A 16,446-nucleotide genomic window follows, 5' to 3' on the forward strand; every position below is an offset into this window, starting at 1 on the left:
AATATTTATATATGTAAGATGAAGATGATCTTGCATAAGATATTCAAATATAATGTAAATATAAACTGGGGTGCTCTGTTTTATACTCTTATATATATAATGTATTATATTATATATAATACTATTATAAAGAGAAGCCTTATTTTATGCGGATGTGGAGATATTTCCGCATATCTAGAAAATTCAATTTATCTTGTTTAGAAATATAAAATTTATTTTAATTATTTTAGGAATTTCTATTTACAATTAGTTTATAAATTGTTATCATATTAATATCTTAATGAATGGTATGTGAACGTGTGTCATAAACAATTCATGAAACAAAAAATGTATATAAGGCATTTAGTGTTTTCTTTATAAGAGAGAAAGGGGTTCATAGTTTCTATGAATAAGGTTTTTAAAGTCGTTTATAGCAAATCTAAAGGCTGCTATGTAGTAGTACCTGAAACTGCTAAAAATAATAACGGCAAGAAAAAAGTATTAGCTAGCGTATTAGCTGGCTTGGCTGTGGCTGGTGCTATGGGTGGTATTGCTCCTCTAGAAGCACAAGCAGGTTATGATACTGGTAATAGCCACGTTAATATTTGGGCTGACACTGCTCCAGACGGAAGCAATGGTAAAAATAATGCTGGACAAAACTCCATCGTTGTAGGCTACCAAAATACTACAGATAATGTAGCTGGACATGACGGAAAGGTAGCTATTGGTGCTAAAAATACATCTACAAATAACGCAACTACTGCAGTAGGTAATAGAAATACAGCTACTGGTGGTGCTGCTACAGCTGTTGGTGCAGGCAATAACGCTTCTGGTGATGCTTCTTTGGCTGTAGGTAACGTAAGTAATGCAAATGCTAGAAGTGCTGTTGCTGTTGGTTCCTATAACAATGTGAATTACACAGAAGGTTCTTGGCAAACAACACCAAAAAATGCTGGTGAATACTCTACAGTAATTGGTAGTTACTCCAGTGCTACAGGTACAAGTGCTTCTGCTATGGGCGTGTATACAAACGCTGCGGGTGCTGGATCTTTTGCTGCTGGTTATAGTAATAATGCAAATGGTCAAAACTCTGTTGCCATCGGCTCTACAAATACATCCCGTGTGGCAGATACGATTACAATTGGTCAGTATAATGATGCAAAAACTATGGGCGGTGTTGCTATTGGTAAGAACAACATGGTTGATTCTACAAATGGTGGTGCAAATCATCCTGAAACACGAGATGAAAACTCCCAAATCGCAATCGGTCGTGACAATACCGCTACTCACTTAGATACAATTGCTATCGGTCGTGAAACTAATGCAACTGGCTCTGGTGCTACTGCAATTGGTGCTCGTGCTGATGCTTCTGGTAATAACTCCATTGCTATCGGTCAAAGTGGTAAAACATCTAATCGCATCACAGCATCTGGTGAAAACTCTATTGCTATCGGCATGAGAACAACTTCTACCGGTGCATCCTCTATTGCACAAGGTGCAGCAGCATCTGCAACTGGCGATTATGCAATTGCTGAAGGTCGCCTTTCTAAAGCGACAAAACAAGGTGCTGTTGCATTAGGTAATGAAACTAATGCTAACATTGCTAATGGTGTAGCTCTTGGTGATCACTCTGTTACTACAACAGATAAAGGTGTGCTTGGCTACAATCCATCCGATCCTCATGAACGTAAATACGCACCATTGACTGGTAACGTACAAACAGCTACTACAGCTGCTGTATCCATCGGCAATGGTCAACAAATGACTCGTCAATTGACTGGTCTTGCTGCAGGTACTGCAGATACTGACGCTGTTAACGTAGCTCAATTGAAAAACGTTGGCGTTGCTGTAACTGGTAACACTGGTAAGAGTGACTTCTTAACTGATGGCGGTAAATTAAACGTAATCGGTACAGGTCGTGTATCTACTGTAGCGGCTCATGATGGTGCGAAAGACTCCAAAATCACTGTAGGCTTTGATGACAAAGGCATGGTGAAAGCTGGTAGAAACGTTACTGTTAACGAAGTAACTGTTGATGGTAAAACTACTTATACAATCAATGCTGCTGACACAGCTGCTAAATATGACTTCTTAACAAATGCTACAGCAAACGGTGGTAAAGTTGATGGTACTGCAAAACCTGCAACTGTTCAAAGTGGTACAACTGTTAACTACGCAGCTGGTAAGAACTTAACAGTTAAACAAGACATCAAGCAATCTATTGGTGAACAAACATATACATACTCTTTAAATAGCGATCTTGGTGGTATTACTTCTATTACCAACAATGGTGGCCCTACAATGCACTTTGATGGTGATAACATCAGCATCACTGGTGGTAACTTAGATCTTGGTGATAACAACATCACTAACCTTAAATCTGGTGGCAATGTAATCAACAACGCTGCTAACATTGGCGACGTTATCCGTATCTCCAAAGCTAATGAAAAACACATTAAGCCAGGTGAATACGCAGTTGATAACAACGGCAAAGTAACAATGACATACGTTGATGGTAACAACAAAGACGTTCCTAATGAAACTGCTGTTATCACAGGTATTGCTAAACAAGATCTTTCCAACATCAACAATGGTGGTAAGACTGTCATTAAAAACCTTGCTAAAGAAGCTATCGACATGGAAAACGGTAAGAACACAACTGCTTCTCACCGTGACGTAAATGGCGTTAAAACTTTCAAAGTAGACGTTGAAGGTGATTTAACAGACATTACATCCATCACTAACAAAGCTGGCGATGGCAAAATTGCATTTGGTGGTAACCAAACTGTAAACGTAGCAGGCGATCACAACATTGCTATTAATGCTAAAGCTGGTGACATCACTGGTTTAACTAACGTAACTTTAGATGCTCCTGACTTCGCTAAAAAAGGTCGTGCTGCAACTGAAGAACAATTGAGCATTGTTAATAACAAGTTCAATAACACAGTTGGTTTGACTGGTAACACAGGTGCTACTGAATTACAAAAATTGAACAAACAAGGCGGCTTGAGCTTCGGCGTTGTAGGTGCTAACAATGGTGAGTACATTAAAACAACTGCAGCGGGTAGCGACGTAGTAGCTGACTTGTCCGACAGCGCTAAAAACAAATTGAACAGCACTGTTGAAGTTCAAGGTAAAAATGCTGCGAAAGTAACAAGTACAGTAGTTAACAATGCAGATGGTAGCACAAAAACTATCTACACTGTAGATGTAAACAACGTAAAACCTACTGCGGCTTCTACTGAAAAAGTACAAGCTAAAGCAGACGTAGCTGGTTCTAGCGATAAAAACATTGCTAAAGTTTCCCCTAAAGCTGGTGAAAACTTCGGTGATGCTGGTGCAACTTACGAAGTAAACGTATCCCGTAACGACGTTAAAGATGCAGCTCGTGAAGCAGTTACTGTAAACAATGCAAACAATAACAACAACCCAATCACTGTTACACCTGTACAAGATGAAGCAAATCATAACACTACATACCAAGTAACATTCGATGGCGACAAAGCTGCTAAACAAATTCCTTTGACTTACAAAGCGAATGGCACAAACGACCAAAAAGTTACATTGGATAAAGGTTTGAACTTCACAAACGGTAAAAACACAACAGCTTCTGTAGATGCTGAAGGCGTTGTTAAATACGATGTGAACAAAGACTTAGTAGACATCCATTCCATTTCCAATACTACAAATGGTCCAAAAATGGAATTCGGTCCTAACTCCATCAACATCACTGGCGGCCCTATCAACATGGGTGACCAAAACATTACTAACCTTAAATCTGGTGGTGATGTTATCAATAACGCAGCTAACATTGGCGACGTAAAACGTATTTCTAAAGCTAACGACTTGCACATTGCTCCAACATCTTCTGACCGTCAAGGTGAAACTACTACATCTTACGCTTACGATGCAGCAAGCAAATCTGTAACATTGAAATATAACGATGGTAACGGTGCTAACCAATCTGGTACAGTGGCGAAAATCGACTTGTCCGGCTTGGCTGATCAAATCAAAGACGGTTACTCCTTCTCCACTGACGCTAAAGGCAATGTAGTTGGTAACCACGCTGTTACAGCTGTTGGCAATGGTAAAACTGTTTCCTACGCTGCAGGCGATAACTTAACTGTAAAACAAGATATCGATGCTGCAACTGGTGAACATACTTACACATATGCATTGTCCAACAACATTGATTTGACTCCAAATGGTTCTTTGAAAATTGGTGACACTATTGTTAACGATGGTGGCTTAACAATTAAAAATGGTCCATCCGTTACTAAAACTGGTATCAACGCTGGTAACTTGAACATTACTAATGTGAAAGCAGGCGTAAACGATACTGATGCAGTTAACGTAAAACAATTAAAAGATGCTCGTACAGTAGTAACTTCTAACGATAAATCCGTAACAATCAACAAAACAGAAAACGGTAACCAAGTTACTTATGACTTGCATGTAGCTCCAGGTGCTGCACAATCCGTATGGAATGTGAAATCCACTGGTAATACAACTGCTGACTCCGAAGCAGCTGCAAAAACTATCACTGATGGTAAAACAGTTGAAATGGCAGCAGGCAAAAACTTAACTGTAAAACAAACTAGCAACGAAGACGGCGCTAAAGTTGAATACGCATTGTCCGACGACATCAAAATCGGTAAAGATGGTAAAGACGGCGTTGACGGCAAAATCGGCGTAAACGGTAAAGATGGTTCCTCTGTTGTGATCAACGGTAAAGATGGTTCCATCGGCCTCAATGGCAAAGACGGTAAAGACGGTCTTTCCATGAAAGCTGAAAAAGGCCAACCTGGTGTAAACGGCAAAGACGGCATCACTCGTATTGTATACGAAGATAAAAATAACAATAAACGCGAAGTGGCTACATTAGATGACGGCATGAAATATGCTGGCGATGATGCACAAGGTGCAGACAAATCTAAAGTAATCGCTAAGAAATTGAACCAAACATTGGATATCGTTGGTGGTGCAGATACAACTAAATTGACTGACAACAACATCGGCGTGAACAACGTAGATGGCAAATTGAAAGTTCAATTGGCTCAAAACATCAACTTGACTCCAGCAGGTTCCTTGACTATTGGCGATACAATGATCAACAATGGTGGCTTAACTATCACTGGTGGTCCATCCGTTACTAAAACTGGTATCAACGCTGGTAACTTGAACATTACTAATGTGAAAGCAGGCGTAAATGATACTGATGCAGTTAACGTAAAACAATTGAAAGATGCTCGTACAGTAGTTACATCTAACGATAAATCCGTAACAGTTAATAAAACTGAAAATGGTAACCAAGTTACTTATGACTTGCATGTAGCTCCAGGTGCTGCACAATCCGTATGGAATGTGAAATCCACTGGTAATACAACTGCTGACTCCGAAGCAAGTGCTAAAACTATCACTGATGGTAAAACAGTTGAAATGGCAGCAGGTAAAAACTTGACTGTTAAACAAACTAGCAACAACGACGGTGCTAAAGTAGAATTCGGTTTAGTTGGTGACTTGACTAACATCAAGACTATTAAAAACGAAGGCCCTGCTACTTTCACAATCGGCGGCAACGAATTCAAATTCGATGGCGGCAATGTGAACATGGGCGACAACAACATCACTAACCTTAAATCTGGTGGCGATGTGATTAATAACGCTGCTAACATTGGCGACGTTAAACGTATCTCCAAAGCTAACGACATTCATGTCAAAGACAAAACATACACAGTGAACGCTGATAAAACAGTTACATTGGAATATGTTGATGGCAATGATAATACAGTGAACAAAACAGCTAAGATCGACTTGAGCAACTTGCCTACAGGCGATAAAGCTGCTGTTGAAAGCGTAGTTAAAAAATCTGCTGCAGCAGGCGATACTAACATCGCTGATATCACTGTAGCTGACGGTAAACAAACTGGCGATGCAAATGCTAAATACGAAGTAAATGTTTCCCGTAATGCTGTTAAAGATGCAGCTCGTGAAGCAGTGACTGTAAACAATGCAAACAACAGCAACAATCCAATCACTGTTACACCTGTTCAAGATGAAACAAACCATAACACAACTTACCAAGTAACATTCGATGGCGATAAAGCTGCTAAACAAATTCCTTTGACATACAAAGCGAACGGCTCTAACGACCAAAAAGTTACATTGGATAAAGGTTTGAACTTCACTAATGGTTCCAATACAACAGCTTCCGTAGCTGCTGATGGCGTAGTTAAATACGATCTTAATAACAACGTAAACTTGACTCCATCTGGTTCCTTAACTATTGGTGATACTGTTGTTAATAACGGTGGCTTAACTATTTCCGGTGGCCCATCTGTTCTTAAAACTGGTATCAACGCTGGTAACTTGAATATCACTAATGTAAAAGCTGGCGTAAATGATACTGATGCGGTTAACGTTAAACAGTTGAAAGATTCTCGTACAGTAGTAACTTCCAACGATAATTCCGTAACAGTTAATAAAACTGAAAACGGCAACCAAGTTACTTACGACTTGCATGTAGCTCCAGGTGCTGCACAATCCGTATGGAATGTGAAATCCACTGGTAATACAACTGCTGATTCTGAAACTACTGCAAAAACTATCTCTGATGGTAAAACAGTTGAAATGGCAGCAGGTAAAAACTTGACTGTTAAACAAACTAGCAATAACGACGGCGCTAAAGTTGAATTCGACTTGGCTAACGATATCAAGATTGGTAACGATGGCAAAGACGGTAAAGATGGCGTTGACGGTAAAATCGGCGTAAACGGTAAAGACGGCTCTGCTGTTGTAATTAACGGTAAAGACGGCTCCATCGGCCTCAATGGTAAAGACGGTAAAGATGGTCTTACTATCCGCGGTGCTAATGGTCAAGACGGCGTAAATGGTACAAACGGTACTAACGGTATCACTCGTATCGTATACGAAGACAAAAACAACAACAAACACGAAGTGGCTACTACTGATGACGGCTTGAAATTCACTGGTAATAACACTGATGTTGTAAACAAAAATAAATTGAATAGCCTTGTTAAAGTTCAAGGTGAAGGCGTAGATAAAACAACTTCTGCATCCTTCAAGAGCGCTTCTGGTAACATCAACGTAAAAGCTGATGGTACTGATACTCTCGAAGTTCAATTGAACAAAGATTTGAAAAACATCACTTCCATTAAGAATGATGGTCCTGCAACTATGACAATTGGCGGCAACGAATTCAAATTCGATGGCGGCAACGTGAACATGGGTGGCAACAACATCACTAACCTTAAATCTGGTGGCGATGTAATCGATAACGCTGCTAACATCGGCGATGTAAAACGTATTTCCAAAGCTAACGATTTACACATTGCACCAACTCAATCTGATCGTGCAGGTGAAACTACTACATCTTACTCCTATAATGTGGCAGACAAATCCGTTACATTGAAATACAACGATGGCAATGGCGCTAACCAATCTGGTACAATCGCGAAAATCGACTTGTCTGGTTTGGCTGATCAAATTAAAGACGGCTACTCCTTCTCCACAGATGCGAAAGGTAATGTAGTTGGTAACCACGCTGTAACAGCAGTAGGCAACGGTAAAACTGTATCCTACGCAGCAGGCGATAATTTGACAATTACTCAAAATATCGATAATGCAACTGGTGAACAAACTTATACATATGCATTGTCTAATGACATCAAAGTTGGTAACGACGGTAAAGATGGTAAAGACGGTGTTGACGGTAAGATTGGCGTAAACGGTAAAGATGGTTCCGCTGTTGTAATCAACGGTAAAGATGGTTCTATCGGCTTGAATGGTAAAGACGGTAAAGATGGTCTTACTATTAAAGGTGCTAACGGTCAAGACGGCGTTGACGGTAAAAACGGTCAAGACGGCATGACTCGTATCGTATACGAAGACAAAAACAACAATAAACACGAAGTGGCTACTACTGATGACGGCATGAAATATGCTGGCGACAATGGTCAAACTGACTCCACTAAAGTTATCGCTAAGAAATTGAACCAAACATTGGATATCACTGGCGGTGCGGACAGCACTAAATTGACTGAAAACAACATCGGCGTGAACAACGTAGATGGCAAATTGAAAGTTCAATTGTCCAAAGAAGTTAACTTGACTCCATCCGGTTCCTTAACAATTGGCGATACTAAGATCACTGACGGTGGTTTGGTAATCAACAATGGTCCATCCATTACTAAAGGTGGCATCAATGCTGGTGACTTGAACATCACTAATGTGAAAGCTGGCATAAATGATACTGACGCAGTTAACGTAAAACAATTGAAATCCGCTAAGACAGAAGTTAAAGCTGGTGACAACGTAACAGTTGATAAAACAATTGGTGCTGATGGTCAAAACATTTACACAGTAAATGCAAAAGCAACTAACCTTGGCGATGCTGAACTTAACTACACAGCTAACGGCGGTGCTAAACAAAAAGTTAAATTGTCTGAAGGCTTGAACTTCGTTGACGGTAACTACACTAAAGCTTCCGTTGATGCAAATGGTGTTGTTAAATACGACGTAACACTTGGTAAAGTGAGAGACGGCGTTGACGGCAAACCAGGCGTAGATGGTGAAAATGGTATCGCAACAGTTAAAACTGTAGTAGATACAATCAATAATTCCGGTTGGAAAGGTGACGTTACTGGTAACACAGTAGGCGATCACAGTGCAACAATCGTAAAACCTGGCACAACTGTAAACTTCGGTGCAGGTAAAAACTTAACTGTTGAACAAATCGTTGATGCAGTAACTGGCAACCATACTTACAACTATGCATTGTCCGACGATATCAAAGTTGGTAATGATGGTAAAGATGGTAAACCAGGTGTTGACGGTAAGATCGGTGTAAACGGTAAAGACGGCTCTGCTGTTGTAATCAACGGTAAAGACGGCTCTATCGGCTTGAATGGTAAAGACGGTAAAGATGGTCTTACTTTCAAAGGTGCTAACGGTCAAGACGGCGTAGACGGTAAAAACGGTACTAACGGTATGACTCGTATCGTTTACGAAGATAGCAACAAGAACAAACACGAAGTTGCTACTACTGATGACGGCTTGAAATTCACTGGTAACAATGAAAGCGTTGTAAACAAAAACAAACTTAACTCCACAGTTAAAGTTAAAGGTGAAGGCGTTACTGAAGAGCAAGAAAAAACATTTGAATCTGCTGCAGGTAACATCGCTGTAACTGCTGATGGTAACGATACTTTGAACATTCGCTTGAATAAAAACATCAAAGGCATCGACTCCATCCAAACTAAGGAAATCCACTTAGGTACACCTGATAATTACACAACAATTAAGAAAGATGGAGACCGCATTAAATACGGCGACAAAACATTCGCTAACACTGACGATATCTGGACAATCCAAGCTAATGGCACAGATGTTCCAGCTAACGGCGGTAAAGTAAATGTTAAAGGTGCTGACGGTATCACAGTATCCAAATCTGCTAATGGCGAAATGACAATTAGCGGTGCTGGCCTTGGTACAATGAACAGCTTCAACGTTAAATCTTCTGGTAATACTACTGCTGATTCTGAAACAGCAGCTAAGAGCATTACAGATGGTAAAACTGTTGAATTCTCCGGCGGTAAAAACCTCACTGTAAAACAAACTAGCGACGAAAACGGTGCTAAAGTAGAATATGCATTGAGCAACAATGTAGATCTTACTAATAAAGGTTCCGTAACAATTGGCGATACTAAGATCACTGATGGTGGCTTGGTAATCAACAACGGCCCATCCGTAACTAAAGACGGCATCAATGCTGGTAATAAACAAATTACTAACGTTGAAGACGGTGTAAACGATACTGATGCGGTTAACGTACGTCAATTGAAAGCAGCTAAAACTAACCTTGTTGACGGTCAAAACACTAAAGTGACTGGCGACGGTTCTAAAGCTAACCCTTACAAAGTTAATGTTGAAGGCGATTTGAACATAATCACTTCCATCACTAACAACGAAGGCGATGGCAAATTAGAATTCAAAGGTGACCAAGTAGTTAACGTAGCTGGCGACAACACAATCAAGCTTGATGGTAAAACTGGTGATATCACTGGCTTAACTAACAAAACTCTTGATTCCGCTGACTTCGCAACTAAAGGTCGTGCCGCAACTGAAGAACAATTGAAACTTGTTCAAGAAGAAGCAGCTAAAAAATCTACTGAAAAAGTACAAGCTAAAGCTGATGCTAATAACATCGCTAAAGTAGCTCCTAAAGCTGGCGATACATTCGGTGCAGCTGGTGCAACATACGAAGTTTCTGTAGATAAAAATGACGTTAAAGATGCAGCTCGTGAAGCAGTTACTGTAACAGGTGACAACAAAGCGATCACTGTAGACGTTCAACCAAATGCTACTAACCATACAACTAACTACCAAGTTAACTTCAATGGTAACGAAGCAGCTAAACAAATTCCATTGACTTACAAAGAAAATGGTGGCAACGCTAGAACAGTAATGTTATCTGAAGGTTTAGACTTCTCTAACGGCGTAAATACTACTGCTCACACTGATGCGAACGGTAAAGTATCCTTCGACGTGAAAGGTGACCTCACTAACATCACTTCCATTTCCAATAACTCCAATGGTCCTAAAGTATCCTTCGGTGGCGATACTGTAAATATCACTGGTGGCAACCTCAACATGGGTGGCAACAAAGTTACTAATGTTCAACGTGGCACTAATGATACTGATGCAGTAAACGTTAAACAATTGAAAGATTCCCGTACTACATTGACATCTGATGACCAATCCGTAGTATTGAAGAAAACTGAATCTGCTGACGGCGGCTTAAACTATGACCTTTCCGTAAAAGGCGCAGTTGACCCTCGCGTTGATCAATTGAACGAAGAAATCGGTCGTGTAGGCGCTCAAGGTGCAGCATTGTCCGCATTGAAACCTATGCAATACGATCCATTGGAACCAACTCAAATCATGGCTGGTTACGGTAACTACCGTGGTAACTCCGCGATTGCAGTGGGCGTAGCTCATTACAAAAACGAGTCCACAATGTTCCATGGCGGCTTGTCCTGGGCTGGCGGTTCTAGCCACATGATGGCAAACGCTGGTGTAACTTGGAAAGTTGGTAACAGAGATGCTGAAGCAGCTGTAGCAGATCGCTACCGCAAAGGCCCTATCAGCTCTGCATATGCAGTTCAAACTGAAATGGCTGCAATGAAAGCTCAAAATGCCGGATTAAAAGGTGAAGTATCCGACTTGAAATATGAAAACGAACAAATTAAAGCTCAAAACGCTGGTCTACAAAGTGAAGTAGAAGTATTGAAAGCTCAAATGGCTGCAATGATGGCGAAAATGGGTATGTAATTAGTTACACTTTCAGAAAACTTTCAAAAAAACTAGGAATCTAATCCTAGGTATGGATATGACTGGTAAGGGTTCCTTCGGGAGCCCTGGACCAGCACATTAATTCGACTATGAAAAGAGGAATAGATATGAAAAAATCTACAATGCTTGCTTTTACAGCGGCACTTTTAATGAGCGCAGCATCCATCACTGGTCACGCAGCAAGCGCACCAACATATGATGACAACTTGATCTTGCCTAACCCTGCATCCGCACCTGGTTTGAGCAATGTTGTATTGGTACCTGTGGCTAGCCCACAAGTAGTACAATCCCTTCATGATTATGTGAAAGCATGGGAAAATGCTGAACAAAAAATCGCCATAGCAAAAGCTAAACGCGACAATCATGAACAATTGACTAAAGCTGATAAAAAATGGTTGCATTCTAAAGATAAACATAACTATGCTGATTACTTCCGTACGCATTCCTTAGGCCGCGTACACGGTTTTGAAACAGCTTTAAATTGGAACGGTGAAAACCGCAACAAAAACGAATACGAATACTTTGAAACACCTAAATACAATGAAAAAGATGGCTTCGTAAATAGCTATGGTTACAACGTATTGCGTGGTATGGTAGATCGTGTTAACGAAGTTGTACAAAAGCAAAAACAAGTAGGCGGTCCTATGACTGACGAAGAAGCACAAGCATTAGAAGATGCAATCTTGGATATCCTTGCGCAAGAGCAAGAACATGTATCTAACGAAGAACTTCGTCACTACATGAACGAAACAATCTGGTTCGCTGCTAAAGAAACTGTTAAAAACAAAGCGAGTGAAGAACCAACTGCTGCTGATGAGCACGTAGTAGACCTTCGCAAAGCAATTAACGAACCAATGGGTAGCAACGACTACAATAAAGTTGACTTGCGCAGCGCAATTCAACAATAATTGATTTCTATATTGATATAGATATCAAAAAGCCTTTTTCCTTCTCTCATCTTAAAGGCTTAGTTGATCTCTAATACATGTGGTATACGGATATATGTCCGCCATATATCCGTATATCTACAAAACACAATGGCCCTTATAAAGGGTTTATAAGGGCCTCAAACACGTACCCTGGACCCCCGACTAGGGAACACAAATCCTTATTGAACAACGCCATCCGTTTGGATGGCGTTGTTTTTGTTTGGTATAAAGTATTTAGTTTTGTGCTTAAAAAATATTAAAAGCTATTAGTTGACTACATAAAATCAACTAATAGCTTTTGACTTTTAACTATTCTATAGAGATGAAAACAAAATGAAATTTACATTGACTTTATAATTAAAAGCCCATATAATGACGATAAATTGGTAAAATTTGTTTGTAATTAATAATCTGTATATTGCTTTGTTTAAGAACTTTTTCATGGCAGCATTTGTATTTATTTTAGTATCGGTATTGTTTATGTTCGGAGCAAAATGGTGTGAAGATGTAAATAAGAAATATTTAATGTATACTTGCTATGCTATTTCTTTTATTACATCTTTGCCGTTTTTAATATTTTTAAGTCGATTATTTGTCGACACATTTAAAAAGGCAATATTATTTATTTAAAGAACAAATAAGGGGACAACTTAAATGAATAAAAAATTTTTATTAGTAGCTGGTGTATTAAGCATCATTAATGGCAGTGTAATGGCAGAAAGTATGTATAATAGCGTAAATTTGGGTGTTGACAACACTCTTGTCGCTGGAACATATGCGAATATTGCTGTTGGCAATATGAATACAACTGATACATGGGCTATTGCTGTTGGTGCTGAAAATATATCAAAAGATAATTCTACAATCATTGGAAGAAAAAATAATGGTGAAACGTATAGTATTATTGTCGGTGAAGGAAATAAAGATAAAGTATATAGTCAAAATTTAAATGAAAAAGGCTATAATACTATTATTGGTCATGATTCTTCAATTGATAATAATCACTCTATTGCAATCGGTAGACAAGTTCATATAAAATCTGATGAAAATACAGATAGAAATAACTTTGGTGGCAGTATTGCTATTGGCAGTTATTCTAAAGTTACTGGCAATAGAGGTATTGCTATTGGTTATCTGGCAGAAGCATCTGAAGGAAATATTGCTTTCGGTAATGCAACAAAAGCGGTTGGTAGCCCAGATAAAGTTGACCCAAATAATAAATTTGGTTTCTTAGGATGGAATGCAAAGAGAGACTCCTATAGTATGGCTTCTTTTGGTGGTAGACAATTAAAAGGTGTGACTCCAGGTGCTATGACTGAAAGCTCTACAGATGCCGTAAATGGTTCTCAGCTATATTATGTAGCAAAAGAAGCTTTAAAAAAAGCAACTGTTTCTAGTGGCAAGAATATCGACGTTAAAAAATATAATGATAGCAATTATATTGTTCATATGAATAATGATATTCGTGATTTAACATCTATTAATGTAGTTGATAATATTGATAGTACAGATAATCGTGTTAATATCAATGGTAATGAGTTAAAATATAGCGACAATAGTGGGCACCGTAGCTCTACTTTGTCTAAGAATAATTTAACTGTTGAAGATAGTCAAGACTCTAATTATCTTAAATCTACTACTTATGGTGCAGATGGGATTTCAATTCAAAGATATGATGGTGATTTTAATTTAATTGATTCTGTTACTTTAACCAATAATGGTCTTAATAATGGAGGACATAAGATTACTAATGTATCTAAAGGTATAAAAGATACTGATGCTGTTAATGTTAAACAGTTAAAAGACTATGTGGCAGCAAATGGTAGTGTAGATACTAACACTATTACAACTGTCACAAATGGTGATAATGCAACTGTAACCGGTATAACTGATGCTTCTGGCAATAAAGAATTTAAAGTGGCTGTTAATAAAGATTTGACAGATATGAATTCTGCTAGATTCGTAAGTGGAGATAATGAAACAAAAGTTGATGGTACTGAAATCACTTTCAAAAGTGATAAAGATCAAGTACATACTGAAGTACAGGCTGGTTCAATCGGTGTTAGTACTGAAAAGAATCGTACAGTAATCTATGAAGATGGTGTTATTATTGGTAATGCTGCTGAAACGGAATTATCCACATCTGATAGCTCTGGTCTAAGTGTAACTAATGCAGATGGTAAAAAAGTAGAGTTTAAACTAAATAATGTTTCTGTTGGTGATAACCAAATTCATGACGTGGCTACAGGCATTGCTGATACTGATGCAGTTAATGTAAAACAGTTAAAAGAGTATATGTCTACAAATGACAAGGATACTATTACAACTGTAAAAGCTGGTAATAATATTGAAGTAACGGCAAATGGCCATGACTATACAGTATCTCTTAATAAAGATGTTGTAGACAAAATTGATAATGCTACAGCTGGAGTAAAGTCAAACGCTGATGCTATTAAATCTAATGCTGATGCAATTAAATCTAATGCAGACGCTATCAAAGCCAATACAGCTGATATTGCTGACAATAAAGCTCAAATTAATAACTTAGTAAATCAAATTGGTAATAATGATACTAAAATCAATAATATGATTAATAATACTCGACATGAGGCTCGTCGTGGCATTGCATCTGCTTCTGCGCTAGCAGCATTACATCCACTTGACTATAACCCTGATCATAAAGTTGATGTTATGAGTGGCGTAGGTCATTATCGTGGAAAAACAGCAGTAGCTTTAGGTGCAGCTTATCGTCCTAATGAAAACTTAATGTTTACAGTTGGGACAGCCATTAATGGTAAAGATTCTTCTGTAAATGCAGGTGTGTCTTATAAAGTTGGAGCTAAAGATAGTACTTATAAAAGTCAAGCTTCTTTAGCGAAAGATGTAGAAGATTTAAAACAAATCGTAGCTAAATTACAAGCTGAATTAGAAGAGGCACGTAAAAAATAATTAATAAAAAAGAGAAGCTTATGCTTCTCTTTTTTACTTTAATATATAAGACTAAAGACAATGAGTGTTAAATTAGAAATAATAAACGTAGTTGTGATACGACCATTTAATATAGTAGATAATATAAAAAATGTACTATAAAGCATTTATAATAACAAATAGTTGAAAATAGTAAGAAGAATATGATCAATAATATATATATATCATTAAATGTCGTATATATGTCGTAATAAATGATTCCAATAAAAACGTATAATAAAACAACTAAAATGTACCATATAAGTTATATAAAATATGATATAAAATTAAAGAGAAATATAGATAGTGGTGATTAAGTAGTATCGGTGATAGATTAATAGCGTAATACTGATTATCTAGATTATTGATAACTACTGTATATGGTATATAAAGTATCTAGATATACCATATAAGCTGAGTCAGAAAAAAGTTTGCAAAATTTTAAAATTAGGGGTTGCGCCTCTCAGTTCTTTGTACTATAATAGCTATACAGTCGTTCGAAGCGACTGTTTATTAGTTAGCAAACACTAGATAAAATCTATGTTTGTTGATAATCGTTTTAGAATAAAAACGTAATTCCTGGTTGAAACAGAAATTACAAAATTCTAAAAAAGATTATAAAAAGGTGTTGACATGAAACTGGCAACATGTTATTATAATCTAGTCGCCAGTTGACGAAACACTTCTTAAGAAAGTGCTTCGAAGCTAGATAAAATCTAGTCTGACTGGTACAGATCTTTGAAAACTGAACAATGATAGGTAATCAATCAATACGATTGAACATATGCCAGAGTGCGGGTTTTGACAAAGTCAAAACCAACCATAATTCAAAGTTACTTAAATGTAACGACAACAAAACAAATGAGCTATTCAAATAGCTTCAAGATATCTTGGAGAGTTTGATCCTGGCTCAGGACGAACGCTGGCGGCGTGCTTAACACATGCAAGTCGAACGAAGAGCGATGGAAGCTTGCTTCTATCAATCTTAGTGGCGAACGGGTGAGTAACGCGTAATCAACCTGCCCTTCAGAGGGGGACAACAGTTGGAAACGACTGCTAATACCGCATACGATCCAATCTCGGCATCGAGGATGGATGAAAGGTGGCCTCTATTTATAAGCTATCACTGAAGGAGGGGATTGCGTCTGATTAGCTAGTTGGAGGGGTAACGGCCCACCAAGGCAATGATCAGTAGCCG

At 38.4% G+C, this 16,446-nt stretch carries 3 protein-coding genes and 1 rRNA gene; all 4 read left to right on the forward strand.

What is annotated here, in order from left to right:
• Positions 1 to 384 precede the first annotated feature (384 nt).
• Complete coding sequence (locus tag VRHSUH09_RS07790) at positions 385 to 11,331, forward strand: ESPR-type extended signal peptide-containing protein (RefSeq protein ID WP_105081849.1); 10,947 nt, start codon at positions 385 to 387, stop codon at positions 11,329 to 11,331.
• A 128-nt stretch (positions 11,332 to 11,459) separates the two neighbouring features.
• Positions 11,460 to 12,260, forward strand: coding sequence for a hypothetical protein (locus tag VRHSUH09_RS07795; protein ID WP_054748763.1), 801 nt, complete (start codon positions 11,460 to 11,462; stop codon positions 12,258 to 12,260).
• Positions 12,261 to 12,935: 675 nt separating this feature from the next.
• On the forward strand, positions 12,936 to 15,230 hold the full coding sequence (locus VRHSUH09_RS07800; protein ID WP_054748760.1) for a YadA-like family protein: 2,295 nt from the start codon (positions 12,936 to 12,938) through the stop codon (positions 15,228 to 15,230).
• 905 nt (positions 15,231 to 16,135) lie between these two features.
• Positions 16,136 to 16,446: ribosomal RNA gene (locus VRHSUH09_RS07805) — 16S ribosomal RNA — on the forward strand; the annotation flags it as partial.

It is taken from the genome of Veillonella rogosae JCM 15642 (assembly GCF_002959775.1).
GTDB classification, from domain to species: domain Bacteria; phylum Bacillota; class Negativicutes; order Veillonellales; family Veillonellaceae; genus Veillonella; species Veillonella rogosae.

Bases quoted from the DNA above. Each gene is read 5' to 3' on its own strand.
- VRHSUH09_RS07790 (WP_105081849.1), top strand. From the start codon at position 385: ATGAATAAGGTTTTTAAAGTCGTTTATAGCAAATCTAAAGGCTGCTAT.
- VRHSUH09_RS07795 (WP_054748763.1), top strand. From the start codon at position 11,460: ATGAAAAAATCTACAATGCTTGCTTTTACAGCGGCACTTTTAATGAGC.
- VRHSUH09_RS07800 (WP_054748760.1), top strand. From the start codon at position 12,936: ATGAATAAAAAATTTTTATTAGTAGCTGGTGTATTAAGCATCATTAAT.